At 35.3% G+C, this 22,798-nt stretch carries 15 protein-coding genes, 2 tRNA genes, 3 rRNA genes and 1 pseudogene; 11 read left to right on the top strand and 10 right to left on the bottom strand.

Annotated features, from left to right (window positions below; translation table 11 throughout):
* Nucleotides 1–10: 10 nt before the first annotated feature.
* Both HCAN_RS08240 and HCAN_RS08355 read left to right on the top strand, forming a co-directional pair.
* Nucleotides 11–751 (top strand): annotated as a pseudogene (locus tag HCAN_RS08240) (DUF262 domain-containing protein); the annotation flags it as partial.
* Nucleotides 740–1,732 (top strand): GmrSD restriction endonuclease domain-containing protein, encoded by a 993-nt coding sequence (locus tag HCAN_RS08355; RefSeq protein ID WP_309473208.1) that lies wholly within the window; start codon nucleotides 740–742, stop codon nucleotides 1,730–1,732. The pseudogene HCAN_RS08240 and the gene HCAN_RS08355, both read left to right, overlap by 12 nt.
* Before the next feature lie 1,319 nt (nucleotides 1,733–3,051).
* On the opposite strand, the gene rrf is transcribed toward HCAN_RS08355, so the two are convergent.
* From rrf to HCAN_RS01475, 5 genes are all read right to left on the bottom strand, one after another.
* Nucleotides 3,052–3,167 (bottom strand): 5S ribosomal RNA (gene rrf / locus HCAN_RS01495).
* A 90-nt stretch (nucleotides 3,168–3,257) separates the two neighbouring features.
* Nucleotides 3,258–6,140: ribosomal RNA gene (locus HCAN_RS01490) — 23S ribosomal RNA — on the bottom strand.
* 200 nt (nucleotides 6,141–6,340) lie between these two features.
* A tRNA-Ala gene (locus HCAN_RS01485) sits at nucleotides 6,341–6,416 on the bottom strand.
* Between the two features lie 2 nt (nucleotides 6,417–6,418).
* Nucleotides 6,419–6,495, bottom strand: a tRNA-Ile gene (locus HCAN_RS01480).
* Nucleotides 6,496–6,587: 92 nt separating this feature from the next.
* A 16S ribosomal RNA gene (locus tag HCAN_RS01475) occupies nucleotides 6,588–8,084 on the bottom strand.
* The 16S, 23S and 5S rRNA genes sit together here with 2 tRNA genes alongside, the layout of an rRNA operon.
* A 711-nt stretch (nucleotides 8,085–8,795) precedes the next feature.
* Between HCAN_RS01475 and nhaA the strand changes: the two genes are divergently transcribed.
* Nucleotides 8,796–9,953 carry a Na+/H+ antiporter NhaA gene (gene nhaA, locus HCAN_RS01470; RefSeq protein WP_006656724.1) on the top strand — a complete coding sequence of 386 codons (1,158 nt, stop codon included), beginning with the start codon at nucleotides 8,796–8,798 and terminating at the stop codon, nucleotides 9,951–9,953.
* Here nhaA and pseI read toward each other — a convergent pair.
* Complete coding sequence (gene pseI / locus HCAN_RS01465) at nucleotides 9,950–10,966, bottom strand: pseudaminic acid synthase (RefSeq protein WP_006655886.1); 1,017 nt, start codon at nucleotides 10,964–10,966, stop codon at nucleotides 9,950–9,952. The genes nhaA and pseI overlap by 4 nt on opposite strands.
* Before the next feature lie 64 nt (nucleotides 10,967–11,030).
* On the opposite strand from pseI, the gene HCAN_RS01460 reads away from it, so the two are divergent.
* Complete coding sequence (locus tag HCAN_RS01460) at nucleotides 11,031–11,414, top strand: hypothetical protein (protein WP_006655887.1); 384 nt, start codon at nucleotides 11,031–11,033, stop codon at nucleotides 11,412–11,414.
* On the opposite strand, the gene HCAN_RS01455 is transcribed toward HCAN_RS01460, so the two are convergent.
* Together HCAN_RS01455 and HCAN_RS01450 are read right to left on the bottom strand one after the other, a co-directional pair.
* Nucleotides 11,415–12,698, bottom strand: a complete 1,284-nt coding sequence (locus HCAN_RS01455) for a coproporphyrinogen III oxidase family protein (protein WP_006656723.1) — start codon at nucleotides 12,696–12,698, stop codon at nucleotides 11,415–11,417. It abuts the gene before it with no gap.
* Between the two features lie 116 nt (nucleotides 12,699–12,814).
* On the bottom strand, nucleotides 12,815–13,024 hold the full coding sequence (locus tag HCAN_RS01450) for a hypothetical protein (protein WP_006656624.1): 210 nt from the start codon (nucleotides 13,022–13,024) through the stop codon (nucleotides 12,815–12,817).
* Nucleotides 13,025–13,240: 216 nt separating this feature from the next.
* Here HCAN_RS01450 and HCAN_RS01445 point away from each other — a divergent pair, with 216 nt between their 5' ends.
* The 7 genes from HCAN_RS01445 (at nucleotide 13,241) to HCAN_RS01415 (ending at nucleotide 20,529) form a co-directional block, all read left to right on the top strand.
* Complete coding sequence (locus HCAN_RS01445; protein ID WP_034556385.1) at nucleotides 13,241–15,754, top strand: hypothetical protein; 2,514 nt, start codon at nucleotides 13,241–13,243, stop codon at nucleotides 15,752–15,754.
* Between the two features lie 49 nt (nucleotides 15,755–15,803).
* A complete protein-coding gene (locus HCAN_RS01440; protein ID WP_006655889.1) occupies nucleotides 15,804–16,562 on the top strand; it encodes an exodeoxyribonuclease III in 759 nt (252 codons plus the stop codon).
* Entirely contained in the window at nucleotides 16,552–17,010 is a 459-nt protein-coding gene (gene ybeY, locus HCAN_RS01435) for an rRNA maturation RNase YbeY (RefSeq protein ID WP_006655890.1), read from the top strand. Before HCAN_RS01440 ends, ybeY begins: the two co-directional genes overlap by 11 nt.
* Nucleotides 17,004–17,540 carry a metal-dependent hydrolase gene (locus tag HCAN_RS01430; protein ID WP_006655891.1) on the top strand — a complete coding sequence of 179 codons (537 nt, stop codon included), beginning with the start codon at nucleotides 17,004–17,006 and terminating at the stop codon, nucleotides 17,538–17,540. The genes ybeY and HCAN_RS01430 overlap by 7 nt, the downstream gene beginning before the upstream one ends.
* A gap of 31 nt (nucleotides 17,541–17,571) precedes the next feature.
* Nucleotides 17,572–18,354, top strand: coding sequence for a phosphatidate cytidylyltransferase (locus HCAN_RS01425; protein WP_006655892.1), 783 nt, complete (start codon nucleotides 17,572–17,574; stop codon nucleotides 18,352–18,354).
* 4 nt (nucleotides 18,355–18,358) lie between these two features.
* On the top strand, nucleotides 18,359–19,483 hold the full coding sequence (dxr, locus tag HCAN_RS01420; protein ID WP_006655893.1) for a 1-deoxy-D-xylulose-5-phosphate reductoisomerase: 1,125 nt from the start codon (nucleotides 18,359–18,361) through the stop codon (nucleotides 19,481–19,483).
* A gap of 77 nt (nucleotides 19,484–19,560) precedes the next feature.
* On the top strand, nucleotides 19,561–20,529 hold the full coding sequence (locus HCAN_RS01415) for a catalase (protein ID WP_006655894.1): 969 nt from the start codon (nucleotides 19,561–19,563) through the stop codon (nucleotides 20,527–20,529).
* Nucleotides 20,530–20,574: 45 nt separating this feature from the next.
* Here the strand turns inward: HCAN_RS01415 and corA are convergent, their stop codons facing one another.
* Together corA and HCAN_RS01405 are read right to left on the bottom strand one after the other, a co-directional pair.
* The gene (corA, locus tag HCAN_RS01410) at nucleotides 20,575–21,531 is read right to left on the bottom strand and encodes a magnesium/cobalt transporter CorA (protein ID WP_006655895.1); all 957 of its coding nucleotides are present in this window, start codon (nucleotides 21,529–21,531) and stop codon (nucleotides 20,575–20,577) included.
* 22 nt (nucleotides 21,532–21,553) lie between these two features.
* A complete protein-coding gene (locus tag HCAN_RS01405) occupies nucleotides 21,554–22,765 on the bottom strand; it encodes a phosphoglycerate kinase (protein ID WP_006655896.1) in 1,212 nt (403 codons plus the stop codon).
* Between the last annotated feature and the right edge of the window lie 33 nt (nucleotides 22,766–22,798).

Raw genomic sequence — 22,798 nt, 5'->3', positions numbered from 1 at the left:
TCTTTTGATAATGTATAGCATTATCTCTAGGCTACCAAGCAAGACAAAGCTAAGAATAGAAAGCAATATGCCACTTATAAACTATTGTTATTTTTTTACAAGGGAGGTTAAGATGCAATTTGAATCCAAAAAAGAATATGTAGCAAAACTACTTGGCGAAGAAGATACGATATTTATTATACCTGATTATCAGCGTCCTTATAGTTGGGGACAAGATGAATGTGAGCAGCTTTGGACTGATATAGTTAATGTATTTGGAGATGGAGAAAATATTGATGAGTATTTTTTGGGTTCTATTGTAACTTACAAAAATGATCAAAAGTTGCTTGAAATTATCGATGGGTAACAAAGAATTACTACATTGACTTTGCTTTTTAGAGCATTTTATGAGCACTTTAAAAATGAGGGCAAAAATGTTAAACAAGGTTATTTAAATGGTTTTGGAAGGTGTATTTGGAAATTTGATAGTGCTGATGAAGAATTATATTTTGATGAAATGCATTTGCGTAGTGAAGTGGAGTTTGATGACAACAAAGAAGAATTTGCAAAGCTTTTAAGCCAAGATATAGAGAATCTTGGGGATTTAAAATCAAAATATGCTAAAAATTATACTTTTTTCTATGACAAAATTTCTTCTTTCAAACAAGATACCGCCACCCAATGGGAACCATTTTGTAAAATGCTTTTAGGTAAAAAGCTTTTTGTATTGTTTATTACATGTGATAGTCAAGAATCGGCTATGACTATTTTTAATACTCTAAATTCTCGCGGTATGCCTTTATCTAATGCAGATATTTTAAAGGGTTATATTTATAAACACAAAAAGACAGACAAGGATAAAAAAGAGTTTGCTCAAAGCTGGAAAAATTTATATTCTAAAGTTGATGATGACAAAGAAATCAAAAGCTTAGATTTTTTATTTTTGCAATTTATGCATATTATTCGCGCTCAACACGAAGATTTTGATACAACAACCCAAAGCGTTTTAAACTTTTTTACAAAAAAAGATAAAAAAGTGTATTATGGAGCTTTTGGGAATTGGTTATATAAAGATGAAACTATGCCTTTTATTTTACATTTGGCTGACTTTTGGCTTAATCCGCAAGATTATCTTAGTAGGAAATCAACAAACTACCTAAAAATCTTAAATCTTTTTCAAAATGATGCTTGGAAAAGCTTTGTAAGTTGCTTGGTATGGAAAAATCATCATAAATTTAATCAGGATGATTTTAATATCGCAAAATTTAGCGAAGATTTTGATAAATACTTACCAAAATTAACAACAATATCAAGCTTATTGCTTTTGAATAATAATGCCACCATTAATACCACTAAAGAGATAATCTTTAAAATGAATGTAGCCCTAAAAACTAATGATTGGAGTAATATTCAAATCAAGCAACAAATGCCAAATTTTGAAACCTTTTTGCAAAACCTAGAAAATATGGATAGCAGAAAAATAAAATTCATACTCTTTTTATATGCGAATATTTACGCTGATTTTACTGAAAATGTCAATACAGCTAAGCTTCAAATAGAGCATATTTTGCCAAAACAATGGCAAAATGCAAATTTCAATGGTTGGAATGAGAATCTACACAACCAATATTTAGAACAAATTGGTAATAAGATTCTACTTCCTGATAAAATCAACATCAAATGCTCCGATCACTTTTTTGCAAAAAAGCAAGATGGGTATAAAAAAAATCACAGACTTAAAAGAAGTTTATGACTTAAGCACAAGAGAGAAAAAAGAGTGGCTAAAAGAAGATATTGAATCTAGAAATAAAGAAATTTATCAAAGATTATATGAGTTTTTCACCAAGCATATCTAAACGCATTCACTTAAAATAAAAGGCAAAATCTAGCTTTACGCTTCTCTGCCTTTTATCACTAAACCTTATTCAGTCTTTTACTTATAAGCTGCTTGCAAAGCTCTTTTCTTAGCAAATCCAAACGCTATCTCCTTCTATCTTTATTTCTTTCTATATTTCTATATTTATTCCACCCAAATACCTTAAAACATTTCAACCCATTCCTTTCTTAATCCTATTAGCTTTCTTACTTCATAGTCATTCTTTAATTTATTTATTAACTTAACTTCATTAATTTTATTTACTTCACATTATAAAATTCTTTAACGATAATTATCTTATTCTATCTTTATTTCTTTCTATATTTCTATATTTATTCCACCCAAATACCTTAAAACATTTCAACCCATTCCTTTCTTAATCCTATTAGCTTTCTTACTTCATAGTCATTCTTTAATTTATTTATTAACTTAACTTCATTAATTTTATTTACTTCACATTATAAAATTCTTTAACGATAATTATCTTATCTACAATAAACACAATCAACTACTTTAAATCTCTAAAATATTAAAAAATAGAATAAATTAAAAAAATTTAAACCAAGTAACAAAGTATAAAAACCAACAAACAAAGATTACAAAAAACTATATAATACTCTTTATAAATAAAATACACCAAATTTACTTACTCTAGCAACTCTTTATTATCCCACCCTTTCCCTTTTACACTAGAATTTCTATCTTTTATTTTTTCAGTTTCTCCCCAACAATCCTAATGTTAAAAATTACAAAGCTCATCATCAAACACCCACAAACCTATACAAAAACCTATACAAACCTTAAATTTACCATTTTAAAATATTTATATTTTATTCTATTACCTTCCAATACACAACTCACACATTATTGATTAAGCAACCTATTTGCATATAATAAGACTATTTAAAAATATAAAATAATATTATTATCTTTAAACCAAATACTATTTCTCTTTTTTAAGACAAATTTACCGCTAACAATAAGCAATATCTCTTATATTAAAATAACTTTTTTCTTTAATAGTTTTCAAGTATTTTTATTTTTATTATCTAAATCTTATATTTCTTATATCCATTCACACACTTATTATCTATATTATCTTATAATTCTTTTCTATCTATTCAATGATTTAGTTAATATAAGTTTTACAAGGGAGAAATAAAAAGCAGTTTAACTCATTTTCTTTTACACTCTCATCTCCGCACCGTCCTACTTTACCACATCTGAAAGTTGCAGTATCATCAGCGAAGAAGAGCTTAACTTCTAGGTTCGGAATGGAGCTAGGTGGAACCTCTTCTCTATTAGCACGAAGATGACAATGTAAAAAAAGCCTATTAGTATCAATCACTAACTAAGATTTAAGAGTGCTTTACACTCATTAAGGCAGTGGCTTAAAGTCTTTATATTAAGCCAATCGGTCTATTAGTAGTAGTCAGCTAAACATATTACTATGCTTACACCCCTACCCTATCAAGCAGGTAGTCTTCCTGCGACCTTCAGGGATTGTTCATCTTGGAGTTGGCTTCACGCTTAGATGCTTTCAGCGTTTATCACATCCATACGTAGCTACGCTGCGATGCCCATAGCAGGACAACAGCTACACCAGTGGTATGTCCATCCCGGTCCTCTCGTACTAGGGACAGATCTCCTCAACAATCCTACGCCCACGGCAGATAGGGACCGAACTGTCTCACGACGTTCTGAACCCAGCTCGCGTACCGCTTTAAATGGCGAACAGCCATACCCTTGGGACCTGCTCCAGCCCCAGGATGCGATGAGCCGACATCGAGGTGCCAAACCTCCCCGTCGATGTGAGCTCTTGGGGGAGATCAGCCTGTTATCCCCGGGGTACCTTTTATCCTTTGAGCGATGACCCTTCCACACAGAATCACCGGATCACTATGACCGACTTTCGTCTCTGCTTGACTTGTTTGTCTTACAGTCAGGCTGGCTTATGCCATTACACTCTACAAATGATTTCCAACCATTTTGAGCCAACCTTTGCAAGCCTCCGTTACTTTTTAGGAGGCGACCGCCCCAGTCAAACTACCCACCAGGCATTGTCCTACTAGAGGATAACTCTAGCTAGTTAGCAGACAGAAACATTAAGGGTGGTATCTCAACGATGGCTCCATCTCTACCAGAGTAAAGATTTCATAGCCTCCCACCTATGCTGCGCATAATGCTCCCATCGGCAGTGCCAAGCTGTAGTAAAGGTCCACGGGGTCTTTCCGTCTTGCCGCGGGTAGGAGGAATTTTCACCTCCACTACAATTTCACTGAATCACTCTTTGAGACAGCTCCCATCTCGTTACGCCATTCATGCAGGTCGGTATTTAACCGACAAGGAATTTCGCTACCTTAGGACCGTTATAGTTACGGCCGCCGTTTACTCGGGCTTCAATTCAAAGCTTCGCCTTGCGGCTGACTAATCCTCTTAACCTTCGAGCACCGGGCAGGCGTCACACCTTATACTTCCTCTTACGAGTTGGCAAAGTGCTGTGTTTTTGGTAAACAGTCGGGAGGGACTCTTTGCTGAGACCTAATTGCTTAGGCACACCTTATCGCGAACTTACGGTGTTAGTTTGCAGAGTTCCTTAAAGAGAGTTCTTTCACGCGCCTTAGAATACTCATCTCATCTACCTGTGTCGGTTTGCGGTACGGGCAACATTAGCTAAACTTAGAAGCTTTTCTTGGCACGACGATCTTAACAATTCTCTCATCCATCCGAAGACTTCAGAAAGCCTGTTGGGTTTGGGATACGGGAGCGGATTTGCCAATCTCCTAACTTGCACCCTTCGGCTAGCATTTCTATCGGCTAGCTTGTCTTGACCCTATGCGTCCCTCCATCGCACACTAATGTTGGTATTGGAATATTAACCAATTTTCCATCGACTACCCCTTTCGGACTTGTCTTAGGACCCGACTAACCCTACGATGACGAGCATAGCGTAGGAAACCTTAGATTTACGGCGAAGTGGATTCTCACCACTTTTATCGCTACTCATTCCTGCATGCTCACTTCACACCGCTCCACCACTCCTTACCGGTATGGCTTCAACGCTGATGTGAACGCTCTTCTACCACTGTGCATCAGCACAATCTACAACTTCGGTGTCTATCTTAGCCCCGTTATATTTTCAGCGCAAAATCACTAGACCAGTGAGCTGTTACGCTATCTTTAAAGGATGGCTGCTTCTAAGCCAACCTCCTGGTTGTCTAAGTAACTTCACATCTTTTTCCACTTAGAATAGAACTTTGGGACCTTAGTTGGTAGTCTGGGTTGTTCCCCTTTAGACGATTGATTTTATCACCCACCGCCTGACTCCCAAGATACGGTAATAGGTATTCGTAGTTTGACAGGGGTTGGTACCGCGGTGAGCAGCCCTAGCCCAATCAGAGCTCTACCCCCTATTACTATCACTTGAGGCTATACCTAAATATATTTCGAAGAGAACCAGCTATCACTGAGTTTGATTGGCCTTTCACCCCTATCCACAGCTCATCCCAACCCGTTTCAATGGGTACGAGTTCAGTCCTCCGGTGGGTGTTACCCCACTTTCAACTTGGCCATGGATAGATCACTCAGCTTCGGGTCTGCAGCATCTGACTTAAGCGCCCTTTCAGACTCGCTTTCGCTACGGCTTCACATTAGTTTAACCTTGCCAGATACCACAACTCGCAGGATCATTATGCAAAAGGCAGTCCATCACCCTGATAAATCATAGGGCTCTGAATGATTGTAGGCAAATGGTTTCAGGTTCTATTTCACTCCGCTCACTGCGGTTCTTTTCACCTTTCCCTCACGGTACTGGTTCGCTATCGGTGTAGTAGTAGTATTTAGGGTTGGAGGGTGGTCCCCCCAGCTTCAGCCCGGATTTCACGTGTCCTGACCTACTCTGGATCCTGCTACCTAAAAATACTCTTTCATATACGGGACTATCACCCTCTATGGCTATCCTTTCCAGAATGTTCTATTAGAGTATTTTAGTGGATATTGCAGTCCTCAACCCCGAATGCAAGCATTCGGTTTGCCCTATTCCCCTTTCGCTCGCCGCTACTAAGAGAATCTCGTTTGATTTCTTTTCCTCTAGTTACTGAGATGTTTCACTTCACTAGGTTCGCTCCATTTAAGGTAATATGTATTGCTACATATTGGGTTGCCCCATTCGGAAATCTAGGGATCAAAGTTTCTTGACAACTCCCCCTAGCTTATCGCAGTCTAGTACGTCCTTCATCGCCTCTACTACCCAAGGCATCCACCATTTGCCCTTCACAAGCTTAACTGACTTTATTCTAACGCCACTGCCTTAAAGAATGTAAATCTCTAAGATTAACAATCTTTAGGCAAATCTTTAGTTATTTGTTTGCGTGATTGTAGTTATTTACTTATATAGGCTTTAACAATGAGTTTTTAAATAACTTTTAGACTTAAAAAGTCTAATGTGAATCTTAAGATTAAAAAAACTCACATTAAACCTTTTAATGGTGGAGAATAGCGGGATCGAACCGCTGACCTCCTGCGTGCAAAGCAGGCGCTCTCCCAGCTGAGCTAATTCCCCAATGGTGGGCTTAGGAGGACTTGAACCTCCGACCTCACCCTTATCAGGGGTGCGCTCTAACCACCTGAGCTATAAGCCCCTACTCTAAAGCTTGGATGATCTCTGAAAACTAAGCAGGAAAAAAGACTTCCTTATTCAACTAAATAAATGAATATTTAGTGATGTCTCTTGAAAGGAGGTGATCCAACCGCAGGTTCACCTACGGTTACCTTGTTACGACTTCACCCCAGTCGCTGCATCCGCCGTGGGCGGTAACTAGTTTAGTATTCCGACTTAAGGCGAATACAACTCCCATGGTGTGACGGGCGGTGAGTACAAGACCCGGGAACGTATTCACCGTGACATGGCTGATTCACGATTACTAGCGATTCCAGCTTCATGTAGTCGAGTTGCAGACTACAATCCGAACTGAGAGATGTTTTAGAGATTGGCTCCACTTCGCAGTATTGCTTCTCTTTGTGCACCCCATTGTAGCACGTGTGTAGCCCTAGGCGTAAGGGCCATGATGACTTGACGTCATCCTCACCTTCCTCCTCCTTACGAAGGCAGTCTCCTTAGAGTGCTCAGCCAAACTGCTAGCAACTAAGGACGAGGGTTGCGCTCGTTGCGGGACTTAACCCAACATCTCACGACACGAGCTGACGACAGCCGTGCAGCACCTGTTTTCAAGCTCCCTAAAAGGGCACTCCACTATCTCTAGTAGATTCTATCAATGTCAAGCCTAGGTAAGGTTCTTCGCGTATCTTCGAATTAAACCACATGCTCCACCGCTTGTGCGGGTCCCCGTCTATTCCTTTGAGTTTTAATCTTGCGACCGTACTCCCCAGGCGGAATGCTTAATGCGTTAGCTGCATTACTGCAAGGACAAGCCTCACAACAACTAGCATTCATCGTTTAGGGCGTGGACTACCAGGGTATCTAATCCTGTTTGCTCCCCACGCTTTCGCGCATCAGCGTCAGTAATGTTCCAGCAGGTCGCCTTCGCAATGAGTATTCCTCTTGATCTCTACGGATTTTACCCCTACACCAAGAATTCCACCTACCTCTCCCATACTCTAGAGTAACAGTTTCAAATGCAGTTCTATGGTTAAGCCATAGGATTTCACATCTGACTTGCTACCCCGCCTACGCGCTCTTTACGCCCAGTGATTCCGAGTAACGCTTGCACCCTCCGTATTACCGCGGCTGCTGGCACGGAGTTAGCCGGTGCTTATTCGTTAGATACCGTCATAATCTTCTCTAACAAAAGGAGTTTACAATCCGAAAACCTTCATCCTCCACGCGGCGTTGCTGCTTCAGGGTTTCCCCCATTGAGCAATATTCCCTACTGCTGCCTCCCGTAGGAGTCTGGACCGTGTCTCAGTTCCAGTGTGTCCGATCACCCTCTCAGGCCGGATACCCGTCATAGCCTTGGTGAGCCATTACCTCACCAACAAGCTGATAGGACATAGGCTGATCCTTTAGCGAAAAACTTTCCCCCGTAGGGAGTATCTAGTATTAATCACCGTTTCCAGTGGCTATCCCAGACTAAAGGGCACATAACCTATGCATTACTCACCCGTGCGCCACTAATCCACTTCTAGCAAGCTAGAAGCTTCATCGTTCGACTTGCATGTATTAGGCACGCCGCCAGCGTTCACTCTGAGCCAGGATCAAACTCTCCATAGAAAATGGGGAGTTAAAAATCTTAATAAAAAGACTTAAACTCTCCATAAAAATAAATTGGATTGTTTGTCCTAAAATCTCAAAATCTCTGTTTTATAGATTTGTGGTTATAAAACTACAAAGTCATAAATGAGTTTATGTTGTATGATTTTAGAAATATAAAAAGAATAGAAATAATTTCTAGGTTGTCTTTTTTATATTCCTGCTTAGTTGTCAAAGATCATTTTAACTTTAAATCAATGTTTATGTATATAAAGCCAAAAGAACACTTTTTTTATGCAAAAAAGGAAGTGGAATTATAGCAGCTTAAGCTTAAGGGGAGATTAAAGGGGGAGATTATATATTATTTTTTGGTGAGTGAAAGCATATACTAAAGTAGAGAGCTCCAAATAATTCTAAAAATAAATCCAAACCAACAACCAATGATTTTGCCATTATTTTTAGTATTTTATGCTAAAATTCAAACCAATACTATAAAAATTAAAGTCAATCTATGCTATTAAAACTTAAAAATTTACTACATAACGAAGCTTTTGGGGGCATTTTACTTATTGTTTGCATATATTATTTTTTGGTGAGTGAAAGCATATACTAAAGTAGAGAGCTCCAAATAATTCTAAAAATAAATCCAAACCAACAACCAATGATTTTGCCATTATTTTTAGTATTTTATGCTAAAATTCAAACCAATACTATAAAAATTAAAGTCAATCTATGCTATTAAAACTTAAAAATTTACTACATAACGAAGCTTTTGGGGGCATTTTACTTATTGTTTGCACCGCACTTGCTTTGCTTATTCAAAATGGTCCTTATAGCTCACATTATAGAGCCTTTTTAAATCTTGACGTGGGCTTTAATATAGGAAATTTTGTGCTTAATAAGCCTTTTTTATTGTGGGTTAATGATGGTTTAATTTCTATTTTTTTCTTTGCAATCGGTTTAGAATTAAAAAAAGAATTCACCCAAGGAGATTTTAAAAATCCCAAAAATATCACACTTCCTTTTATAGCAGCATTAGGCGGAATCATTGTTCCTGCTTTAATATTTGCTTTTATTAATTTTAACGATTCTTATGTCTTAAAAGGATGGGCTATCCCAACTGCGACTGACACTGCCTTTGCTTTAGCTATTTTAATAATGTGCGGCAAACATATTCCAAGTAGCCTCAAGGTTTTTTTGCTCTCTTTGGCGATTTTTGATGATGTAGGAGCAATTTTGATTATTGCGCTTTTTTATACCACTAAACTTTCTTTAGCTGCTTTAATTGTTGCAAGTATTGCTATTTTATTAATGTTGTTACTCAATATTTTTGGTATCGCTAAAAAATCTTTTTATTTTATTTGCTCAGTGATTTTATGGGTTAGTGTGCTAAAAAGTGGAGTGCATGCAACTTTGGCTGGAATCATCACTGCTTTTTTGATTCCAATGAATACCAAAGAAGGCAATCCCTTTTTAGAAGAAATTCACGAAAGTTTAAGATTCTGGATCACCTTTGTAATCCTACCTCTTTTTGCCTTTGCAAATGCTGGAGTTAATCTCTCTAGAATCACACCTGAAATGCTCTTTTCTGGCGTAAGTATAGGCATATTTTTGGGACTTTTCATAGGCAAACAAATTGGGGTATTTTCTTTTGCTTATCTAGCCATCAAATTAAAACTAGCCAAACTCCCACAAAAAGCAAACTTCAAACAACTTTATGGAGTTTGTATTCTTACCGGAATTGGCTTTACAATGAGTTTATTTATCGATGGTCTAGCCTATGAAGTGAGTGATATTTTTGACTATGCAGATAATCTATCCATTCTACTTGCTTCCTTTTGTTCTGGCATTTGTGGCTTTATTTTCTTACGCTTTTTTGCCAAGTCCTAAACTTCCCAATCCCCAAAACTTAGCGGCTCTCCCCTCTTTAAATCTTTACTTGCTTTTTTACCTATTACTTGCGTTTTCATCTTAGGAGGAATTCCAAAACCTGGTCGAATCGAACGAATTTGATTAGGCTTAATAATTTCTCCTTTTGCAATATCTTCTACTACAAAAAGTGATCGCATAAATACTCTACCTTCTTTGGATTTTTTACTTAATTCATAAGTTTCTTCACCCAATAATTCTTCAACTTCCCTAATCGCTTTTGCCATAATACTAAACTCTTTTGGCTCCATACTAAAGGCACTATCTGGACCACCTAGATTCTTATCTAAAATAAAATGCTTCTCAATAACACTAGCACCAAGACTTGCAGCAACAATAGCGGCTGTTATCCCTAAAGTATGATCAGATAATCCAACTTTCACTTTAAAATCCCTTGCCATTTTGGGAATTAAAGATAAATTTGCTTCATTAAGTGGTGCAGGATAAGAACTGGTGCATTGCAACAAAGTAATATCTTGAGCTCCATTTTCTCTGCACACCTGAATAGCTTCTTCTATTTCCTCTTTGCTTGCAATGCCTTTAGAGAGAATCATTGGCTTTTTTTGTTTAGCCATATAGGCTATAAGTTCTAAATCCACGATTTCAAATGAAGCTACCTTATAAATAGGGTTCTCCAAAGTTTCCAAAAAATCAACTGCTTCTTTGCTAAAAGGGCTTGAAAAACATATCATCCCCAATTCACGCACATAAGAAAAAAGCTCTCTATGCCATTCCCAAGGTGTCATAGCCTCTTTATAGAGTTGATAGAAATTTTTTCCTTCCCATAAAGTCCCTTGAATCTTAAAGTATTTCAAATGACTATCTAAAGTCAAACATTCTGGCGTATAAGTCTGCAATTTTATCGCATCTGCACCACTTTCTTTGGCAGCTTTTATAGTTTTTAGAGCAATTTCTTTGTTTTGATTATGGTTTGCAGAAAGCTCTGCAACTAACAACACTTTATTTTTATGCATTTAATTTTCCATTTAAAAATTTTTGCTAAGATTATAGCTAAAAATACACAATTAAGGCTGCAAAATGAAAAAATCTATTTTTAATATTCTTTGTCTTTTATTGCTTTGTGGCTGCGATGAAATCGCCCAAAAGGGTTCGCAAACATTACAAGAAACATTAGAGAATTCTGGATTAAAAGATACCTTAATTGATAAAAGTGAAAAACTAAATGATTTCAACAATCAAGCAAAAGATTTTCTCCAAGAGCAAGGCGAAATTCTCCAAAAAGAAATAGAAAAAGCTTTGGAAGATAATAAAACAAAAGAACTCTTGGAAGAACAAATGAAAAGTCTCAATAATCTATTAGAAGGTAAATCTAAAAACAAAACCCAAGATCAGAAATCCGATACGCCCAATGAAAAAGAATTCTCTCCTTCTAATACCACAGAAGAAATTTTTAGGCTATAGCTACATATCTTCTTCTTTGAGCATTGCACGAGATTCTTCACGCACTCTATCCATACCAATATAAAATTCTTTCATCATTGATAAAAAAAGATATTTACCCTGTGTTGTTGGATAATAATCCCCATCTTTTTTATAAATATTGCCGGTTAATTTCAAAAATGCTAACTCTTTAAACAAATCCCACTCTAAATTTGCATTATATTTTTGCTTAAAATCCTTAGCACTAGCTTTACCACCAAAAAGCTCCACCATTAAGCGATATTGCAATTGTGCCTTTTTAGAATATTTTCTCTCTCTTGCAACTCCCATATTACCGCTATTAATTTTATGTGCATATTCTTTGAGTGAAAAAGTATTCACATATAAAGTGCCATTTAAAAAACTAAAAGAACCCGAACCAATCCCCACATACTCATCATTATCCACGACATATTCATCAAAAATTGCACTGCCTTTATGCGAAAAAGCCCAACTTGATAAAGGAGAAAAATCATCTTTTAAGGTTTCTAGAATCTGCCAATAAAGCTGTGCTTCATTCTTTAAACTAACCTCCCCAATAGAACGCTTTAAAATACTTTTAACCGATGGAGAAGACATTAAAGGATAAAGTGTAACTTGTTCAGGTTTTAACTCTTTAATGATCTCTAAATCTTTTGCCAACATTTCTTTAGTTTGATTAGGAAAATTAAAAATCAAATCTACATTTAAAATAGGTAACACTCCAATAGCTTTTTGCAATTTTTTAATCACTTCTTCGCCACTACCAAATTTCTCATAACGCCCCACTTTTCTTAAGATTCCATCATCAAAACTCTGCACTCCAACAGAAAGTCTATCAATGCGACCTTTAAACATTTCTAACTCTTCTAAATGAAGATGGTTAGGATCTGATTCGCACGATACTTCTTTAATGCTAAAAAGACTCTTTGCTAAATCCAAAGTTTCACACAACTCTTTTGGCATAATCGAAGTTGTCCCACCACCCACATAAATAGCATTAAAATCATATCCCAATTCTTTAACCATTAACATTTCTTTACGCAATGATTTAAAATAGGCTTTTGCCTTGTCTTCTTGAAACAAAAAACGATTAAAAGAACAATAAGTGCAAAGCGTCATACAAAAAGGTATGTGGATATATAACAAATAAGATTTTTCCTTCACTTTATTAGGGTTTGGAGGGGGCAATTGAGTAAGATGTGAAGGCTTTAAGGTAAGGTATTTATTGGTTGCATAACGCATAATCAAATTAACTATTTTAGTAGAAAAATTTTGCTGTATCATTGCTCTTCCATTTTATTTTTAAAGATTTTAAAGAAATGGAATTGTAAAGAAAAATATTTAAAGCTAGAATAAATTGTAAAAATTTAAATCTTAAGCACCCAAATGGTGCTCTAAGATTAAGCCATAATATCCAATTTAGAACTTGATTGGCTTGGAGTAGCTGGAGCAGATTGAGTAGGAGCTTGAGAAGTTTGCATTGTTGTTTGCACACCTTGCATTCCATTAATAATAGAACTCATCAAAGCTTCTTCTGTATCCATTGCTTTTTTAAGCACATTTAGGTTTCCACTTACTGCTACTGAACTACTATTGATACTTGAGATCATAACAGACTCCTTTCTGTTTTGTAAATTCTTTTAATTTCAAAAAAAGAATTTCAAAATTTTATATCGGATTTTTTTATAAAGTCTTAAATTATAAAATTTTTATTCTTTTTTGGTATCCCATATCTTTTTAAGAATTTATATTCTTTTAACTTAAATCAAATTAAAATTTCAATATATGATTTCTAAAAACACTCATCACAAAACAAGGAATATCGTGTGAAAAAATTTTTTAAATACCTTGGAATCTTCATTGTTGTCATTGTTCTTGTTGTTATTGGAATTGCAATGTGGCTCTTTTCTGCAAGCGGAAATGAATTTCTTAAAAATAAAATCACTCAAATTGCTAATGAAAAAGCTCCCATTGGAATCGAATTTACATACTTTAAGCTTGATTCTAGCTCTTATGCCTTTGGAATCACTGATAAACAAAAATCACAAATAGCCATCAACGGAAAATATTCCCTTTTAACTCTTAACACGGAAGCTCAAATCAATGGAATCATTAAGGATCTAAGTCCCTATGAAAACCTTATTGGAATCAAACTAAATGGGGGAGTAAGTCTTAATGGTAATGTCATCAAAGATTCAAGTAATCTTGCTATTAAAGCAGATATTACTGCTTTTAATAGTGCGATTCACACTGATATAACCTTACAAAACTTCAACCCCAAAAGATTATTTGTCTCTAGCAAAGAAGGTGTTGATATTGCCTCACTCCTACATTTTCTAAACCAACCAAATTATGCCAATGGAAAAATTCTCCTCAATGCTGATTTGGATATTTCTAATCTTACTGCTCCCAAAGGTGGTTTCAAAATTGCCTCTAATGCAATCTCACCAAACACCACCCTTTTAACCAATGATTACAATCTCATTCTCCCTACAGATCCCATCAAACTTGCTATTAATGGAGAAGCTAAGGGTGAGAACATTCTAGCAACAATCCTTGCAACCTCTAGCTACCTAAATCTTAATTCCAACAACCTTGCCTTAAATCTCAAAGACTATTCAAGCAATGGAGATTTAAAACTAACTTTACAAAATATTGTCGCAAGTGGCTTTTCTCTAAAAAAACCTATCAATGCTAATCTAAATTTAAAATCCACGCATATTGCCAACCAAGAAGCCAACTTGATTTTAAATATCATTGCAAATCCAATCCTAGCAAACTTATCCCTTCCAAACTATACACCCAAAAATCTTACGCTTAATGCCAAAGAACTTAATTTAAAAGAGATTCTAGAATTTGCTTCTTTGCCTTATGATGCCAAAGGCACACTCAATCTTGATGCTAAAGTCAATGAAATTGATCTTGCAAACCTTAGCTACAAACTCACTGCAAACCTTAATAGCAATATCCAATCTATCGTTTTTAATAATCTTAATCTTGCAAATAACAATACTTTAAATGCCAACATTAAGGGCGATTCTAAAACACTAGAGATTCTTGCTAATAGTGATTTATTTGATTCTAAACTCAAGGCTAATGCACTCTTAGAAAATTATGCTCCACAAACGATTTCGCTAGATTTACAAAACCTCAACCTCCAAAAACTTGCCAAACTTTTCCAATACAATGCCGATGGTTTTTTAAATGCTAAAATCAATCTTAAAAACTTCAAAGATTCCAACTTTGATGGCAACTTTAACTTATACTCTCAAAATATCACTATTGCCAAAAATACCCTTAATGCCCTTAGTGGAATGACTTTTAAAAAAGATATTGCATTTTCACTCAATGGGGATGGCAAATTTAGCAATGGTGCTGGACAAGCCGAACTAAAAGCTAATGGACAAGACATTAATATAGAAATCACAAATACAAAAATCAATCTTAAAGACAATGCCTATAGCACTGACTTTTTTATCAATACTCAAAATATTGCCAACATTAATCCCATTGCTATGGAATTACAAGGTCCATTAACACTCAAAGGCAAAGCAGCTTTAGAAAATAATATCCCGACTTTCTATCTACAAAACCAAGATTTTGGAAATCTCACTATAGATCTTGCTAACGAAAAGCTTAAGCTTACTGGCGAAAATCTTGATATTAAAAAGATTGCTAACTTTACAGGTAATGGCAAAATTATCAAAGGCGGAATCATCAATACAAATGCCAATCTAACTTTCAAAGGAATGGATGCACCAACGATTCTTAGCAATCTCAATGGACCATTCTCTCTAAGCGGGAATAACATTGAAATTTATAGCATTGACATTGATGCCCTTGCAAAAAATCTTGAAAAAAGCAATGAAATTAATCTTTTAGATATTGGAGCATTTGTGCTTGCAGGACCTATTGGAATTGCAGCCACTAAAGGGAGTAATGTAGGAATGCTTGGGTTAAATACACTCATAGATACTAAAACGGCTATCAAACAATTAGAAATGCAACTTGATATTCAAAAGGGAATTGCTTATGCCAAAGATGTTGCCTTTGCTACAGGCAAAACTAGAATTGCCGCTATTGGAGCTATCAATCTCAATAACAATGCCTTTGAAAATTTCTCTATTGGAGTTTTAGATTCACAAAATTGCGCCAAATATTCTCAAGCTATCAAAGGAACTCTCACAGATCCTAAAATAGAAGTTACCAAGACTGCTATTTCTACTGCGGTAAATCTTGCAACTTCCTTACTTGGAAAATTTAAAAAAGGCGCTGAAAAAATTATTAACACTCAAGACAAGTGCAAACCTTTTTACAATGGCGTTGTTAAACAACCCTAAATACTTAAGATTCTTATTGGAATCTTAAAATAAATTATTTGGAGTATTAATGAAACTTATTTCGTGGAATGTCAATGGGCTTAGAGCCTGTATGAATAAGGGCTTTATGGATTTTTTTGAAACAGTTAATGCTGATGTATTTTGTATCCAAGAATCCAAAATGCAGCGCGAACAAGCCACCTTTGATTTTCCTAATTATGAAGAATATTGGAATAGTGCCGAAAAAAAGGGGTATTCTGGAGTAGCAATTTTTAGCAAAACTAAGCCCTTAAGTGTCGCGTATGATATGGGCATAGCACACCACGACAAAGAAGGGCGCATTATTTGTGCAGAATATAAGGATTTTTATCTTGTCAATGTCTATACGCCAAACTCTAAACGCGAACTAGAGAGATTGTCATATCGTATGGAATGGGAAGATGATTTTCGCGCCTATCTCAAAAATCTCGAAAAAACAAAGCCTGTGATTGTGTGCGGAGATCTCAATGTCGCTCACCAAGAAATTGATCTTAAAAATCCAAAAACAAACCGCAGGAATGCCGGTTTTACTGATGAAGAGCGTGAAAAAATGACACAGCTTTTAGATTCTGGATTCACTGATACATTTAGGCATTTTTATCCCACACTAGAGGGAGCGTATAGCTGGTGGAGCTATATGGGCAAAGCGCGAGAGAATAACACAGGGTGGCGGATTGATTATTTTCTCTGCTCTAAGGCTTTAGATTCAAAACTCTTAGATGCTAAGATTTATCCTGAAGTTTTTGGTAGCGATCATTGCCCTGTAGGCTTAGAAATCAATGCACAATAAAATTGATTTTGACAACCAAACTGATTTTAAAATCAGCGATGATCTGTTTTTATTTTTAGAAAAGGTTTTTGATAAGATTCTACTGGATTTAGGGCTTAAAAATAAACAATGCGAATTGCTCTTGGTAGATAATCCAACCATTCAAAACTTAAATAAAATCCACCGCAATAAAGACAAGCCCACTGATGTGCTATCATTCCCATTAGAATCAGATTTTTCTCCTTTACTTGGAAGCATAGTTATTTCGCTTGATTTTATTAAACAAAATAGCGAAAAATACCATCACACACCTAATGACGAAATGGCTTTATTATTTATTCATGGAATCTTACATTTACTTGGCTTTGATCACGAAAAAGACAGGGGAGAGCAAAGGCAAAAAGAAAAAGAATTGATTGACTTTTTTCATCTACCACCAAGCCTCATTATTCGGAATCAAGAATGCTAGGAAAAACCCATTTAGCTTTTGGGCTTGGCGTAGCTTCTTGCGGAATCTATGCGATTAATTTTCTAGGACAAACACAACTATCCTCGCAAGATTTAATTCTTTTTTATAGTGCCATTGGCATTGGTGTGTTATTGCCCGATATTGATGAACCTCAATCTCTCATCGGCAGAAAAACTCTTGGAATCTCTAATCTCATTAAATTTTTCTTTGGGCATCGCGGATTCACACATAGCCTTTTATTTATCCTTTTACTAGCCATAGCATTAGGGGCTTTAAATTATTTTAAGATTCTACCTTTGATTTTAGCAATAGGCTTAGTTTTAGGCTGTATTTTGCATCTAATAGGCGATATGATGACACCTAGTGGAGTGCCACTACTCATGCCTTTTAACCTCAAAAACTACCACATTTTACCCAAAGCCTTACAATTTAAAACAGGTGGAATCTTTGATTATTTAATTGGAATTATTAGTTCAAGTGCCTTTATTTATTGCAATGCTAAGCCATTGCAAAAATATTTTTTGATATAATCTAAATCATTCAAAAATCTTAGGATAATTAATGCTAAACCAACTCAAAACCCTAGAACCAAAACGCCTATACACTGCATTTTTTATGCTCATTGCGGTTGTTTTAATCATTTTTTTTCACAATCCTTTCTTGCTTTGGAGTGTTTTGGGGATTGCTTATGTAGTTGCTTTTTATGAAGCTTATAAACTCTATAACAAAGAATCTCCCAAGTGGTTTTTTTTACTCTTTTGTGTTTTGATTTGGATTAGCATCTTTTTCTACCCCTCTTTAAATGGGCTCTTTGTTGTTTTAGTTCTCTTAGCATCCTATCAAGCCTACACCAAAAAGGGTAAAATCGAGCAAATGATGCCCTTTATCTACCCTACCATTCCCTTTATTTTGCTTTATTTTCTTTATTTGGAATACACCATTAATGCCATTGTTTGGCTAATCTTTATTGTCGCCCTAACCGATAGCTTTGCCTATTTTGGAGGGAAACTTTTGGGAGGGAAACTCTTTAGTAATAGCACTTTTTGTGTTACTTCTCCTAATAAAACCAAAGAAGGTGTTTTGATTGGAATGAGTTGTGCGGTTATTGTTGGCACTCTTGTAGGGCTTGGGGTATGCGAGTTTTTCACCTCTTTTATCTTTAGCGTTTGCGTTAGCATAGCAAGTGTTTTTGGCGATCTTTATGAAAGCTATCTCAAAAGAAAAGCGGAAGTCAAAGATAGTGGAAATATTTTTCCTGGGCATGGCGGAATGTTAGATAGACTTGATGGGTATTTCTTTGGCTCAATCATTCTTTATACGCTTCTTACAACTATTCAAAGGTAATTTTATGATTATTTTAGGCTCCACAGGATCTATTGGAATCAACGCTTTAGCCATTGCCAAACGCTTTTCATTAGAAATAGAAACACTAAGTGCGGGTAAAAACATCTCCCTTCTTAATGAACAAATCCTTGAATTTAACCCTAAAAACATTGTTATTGCCAACAAACAAGATATTCCTAAAATCACAAAAAAATTTAGTGGAAAAATCTATTATGGCAAAGAGGGAATCTTAGAAGCCATTTCAACCTCTAAAAGTAGCCTAGTTATCAATGCTCTTGTTGGATTTTTAGGTTTAGAACCTACATTACATTCCCTAAAAGAAGGCAAAAAAGTTGCTTTAGCCAATAAAGAAAGTCTTGTTGTTGGGGGTGATTTTATCGACACTTCCAAAATTATTCCTATTGATAGCGAACATTTTAGTCTTGCTTATCTTATGAATTTTAATTCTCAAATCCGCCCATTTAAGAATCTTTATATCACTGCAAGCGGTGGTGCTTTTAGAGATACTCCTTTAGAGGAAATCCCCTTACAAAATGCCACCAACGCGCTCAAACATCCCAATTGGAAAATGGGCAAAAAAATCACCATTGATTCAGCAACTATGGTTAATAAACTCTTTGAAGTTCTAGAAGCTCATTGGCTTTTAAAAACTCAAAATATTGATGCATATATTGAGCGAAATTCACAAATTCACGCACTAGTAGAGTTTTGGGATGGAAGTATAGTGGCACATTTTGCTAATGCTAATATGCAACTCCCTATTGCTTATGCCATTACCTATGGACTTGGCTTAAAAGAAGAGTTTTTACAATCTTTCTCTCACTCACCCCTTATTCCAAGTATTAATTTTGTAAATCAACACTATACCCTAGAACCTATCTGCACCAAACGCTATCCCCTATGGAATCTCAAAAATTCTCTCTTAGAAAATCCTAAATTAGGTGTAATTTTAAACGCCGCTAATGAAGTTGCTGTTGAAGCTTTTTTATGTCATACAATTCCTTTTGGAGAGATTGTAACAATCATCCAAAAAACCCTAGACTATTTTCATCAAACACTACCAAATTCCCTAAATGAAGTCTTTGTGCTTGATTTTGAAGTGCGAAAATTTGCTCAAAACCTTCTTTAACCAAAAAAATAAACTTTACTTATTTCCTGTAATTATGCTATTATCTCTAAAATAATTATTATTATAAGGAGTTTTCAATGCTTAAAAATTTCAAAAAAGTTTTAACAATTTGTGCTAGCACTTGTTTGCTTGGAACTTTCGTTAATGCTCAAGAAACCATTTATGATCCAGACAAAATTGCAGAAATTTTCTACAGACTCAATGGTGATCCAAATGATAGCAAAGCAAGGGTGAATCACAAAAAAGGATTTTGTGCCAATGCGACTTTTATCGCTGATAAAAATTTCAATCTTTCTAATTTAAATATTCCACTTTTTAATCAAGCAACCATTCCTGTTCAAGTTCGATATTCTTTAGGAGGTGCTATCCAAGATGACAGAAGCAAACAAAGAGGTATGGCACTTAAATTTATGGGAAATGAAGATTCTTGGACTATGGTAATGCTTAATACAGAAATTAACTTTGCCAAAAATCCGAAAGAATTTGGACAATTCTTTGAAATGAAAATTCCAAATCTTATGGATCAAAAAACCATTGATGATCTCAATAATAATGTAGATTCTTATAAAAATTTTAGTGCATATTTAGATAAAATTGGCATTTCAAGTCTAGAACACACTCCTTTTTATAGTATTCACACTTTTTGGTTCAAAGAAAAAGGAAAAGACAAAACTATTCCTGCTAGATGGAAATTTATTCCCAAAGATGGCATTAGCTATTTAAGCCAAAGTGAGCTTAAGAGTGCTTCTAAAGATTTTTTAAAAGAAGATTTCATTGCTTACACGAAAAACAAACCCATTGAATATCAAATGTATCTTGAATTCCCAAATAAAGGGGATGCAGTTGATGATACAACCGCTTTATGGACAGGAGATCACAAGACTTTATTAGTTGGAACACTTAAAGTAGAAAAATATGATGGTGAAGCGTGTAATCAAGATGTTTATTTCCCATCAGAACTTCCAAGTGGAGTAGAAGCACCTATAGATCCTCTTTTTGATCTTAGAACACCCACTTATGCAATCACTTTTGGAAAAAGGCAATAAATATTGCCTCTTCTAATCCACTTAAATTTTAAGTGGATTATTCCACTAAAGCCATTTTTTCTTTTTAAAGTAGAGCAGTGGTAAAATAGTTGAAACAATCATTACCGCAAGCACAATTGGATAAGAATAAGCCCATTCTAACTCCGGCATATGTTTAAAATTCATTCCATAGATTGTTGCAATAAGCGTTGGAGGCATCATAGCCACAGTTACCACGGTGAAAATTTTGATAATTTTATTTTGCTCAATATTAATTTGACTAGCAAAAAGTGTTTGAATATTATCTAAAATATTCATATTGACATTAGTAAATTCTACCAATGAATTAATATCTTTTAAAACAATTCCCAAATCCTTTTTAACTTCGCTATCAGCTTTATTAGTCCTAAGCAATGCCGTAATTGCAAGTCTCTTATCAAACAAACTATCTCTCAAACTCAAATGCATTTCTTGCAAAATAGAAAGCTTCTCTAAAACCTCATCACCTAGCTGCTTATCAAAAACAACCAAACGCCTCAATAACCTTGTCTCTTTTGCAATTCCCTCAAGCATATCTGCATCTTTTTCAACACGCAATTCAAAAATTTTTGAAATTAAATCAAAGCCATCTTCAAAATGTTTTGGACTTGCCAAAACACGCTGTTGAATTTCATCAAAAACTTTAAATTCACTATAACGCACCGTAAAAAGAATGTTGTGCGTAATGAGAAAAGTAATAGTTTCATTATGAAAAATTTTTTCTTCATTAGGGCGTGTAAGGAAGTAAGTATTAATCGTAACTGTTTCACTATCTTCCCAATACCTTGCTGATTCTTCAATTTCTTCTCTTTCTTCTTTGGTAGGTATGTCTAAAAGATAAGTTTTAGAAATATAAGCGATCTCTTCTGCATTGGGATGCAAAAGATCGATCCATAAAATATCTGCATCAATTTCAATATTTTTTACAGATGCAATGGTTTCTCGAACAACCATTCCATTGCGTTTAGTAAAAAGATTCAGCATTACAACCCCTCTAAATGAAACTTCAGCAACCTTTCTTATCTAACACTTCAAAAGCCGGTAAGACTACACCCTCTAATAACTCTAAACTAGCTCCTCCACCTGTGGAAGTGAAACTCATACTATCTTTATTTCCTGCTTTATCAACTGCATCTGCGGTGTCTCCACCACCAATCACGCTATAAGCATAAGTATCAGCAATAGTGTGTGCAATGCTAAAAGTTCCTCTTGAAAATTTTTGTTGCTCATAAACCCCCAAAGGTCCATTCCAAATAATAGTCTCACTCACTCGTATGACTTCATTAAAAAGCTTCACCGTAGCAGGACCAATATCTACTACCATTAATCCATCTGGAATATCTTGAGCTGGAGTGATTTTTATCTCTTTAGGATCTTTTACATTATCTGTTGCCACAACATCCACAGGCAAATAAACTTTAACACCCTTTTCTTTTGCACTTCTTAAAATATCTTTTGCCTCTTCTAGCAAATCATTTTCTACTAAAGAACTTTTAGTGTCATAGCCAATTGCCTTTAAAAAAGTGTTGCTCATCGCTCCACCAATAATAATTTTATCAACCACTTCCAAAATAGATTTTAATAGCGTTAATTTTGAAGAAACCTTAGAACCTCCAACAATTAACAACAAAGGACGCAAAGGATTAGACAAAGCAACCGCAAAAGAATCGATTTCTTTTTTAAGTAACAATCCCGCTACTTTTTCTTTGGCATATTCAGCAATTCCATAAGTTGAAGAATGTTTTCTATGTGAAGTTCCAAAGGCATCATTCACATACACATCACATAAATTAGCTAATTTTTGAGAAAGCACTGAATCATTTTTCTCTTCACCCTCATAGAAACGGATATTTTCCAATAACACAATGCTTCCATCAACCAAAGTATTTAAAGTTACTTGTGCGTTTTCTAAACTCTCCACAAAAACAACATCTTTAGCAAGTAGCCTTTCTAGTCTTTTTAGAACATGCTTCAATGAAAACTCATCACTCTTGCCTTTTGGTCTGCCAAGATGACTTACAAGAATAATGGATTTTGCACCATTATCAATGCAATAATTAATAGTTGGAATCGCTTCTCTAATTCTTGAATCATCGCTAATATTCAATTCATCATCCATAGGCACATTAAAATCCACGCGAATCAAAACTCGCTTGCCTTTAATATCAACTTCGCGAATACTCTTTACATTTTGCATTAATTGGATATTTTTACTCATATTTAATCCTTTTTATGTTTTAGTAATACTAAC

It is taken from the genome of Helicobacter canadensis MIT 98-5491 (assembly GCF_000162575.1).
In the GTDB taxonomy this organism is placed as follows: domain Bacteria; phylum Campylobacterota; class Campylobacteria; order Campylobacterales; family Helicobacteraceae; genus Helicobacter_D; species Helicobacter_D canadensis.
Note: the sequence above shows the minus strand (reverse complement) of the source record. Positions and strands in the feature narration are given on the sequence as shown.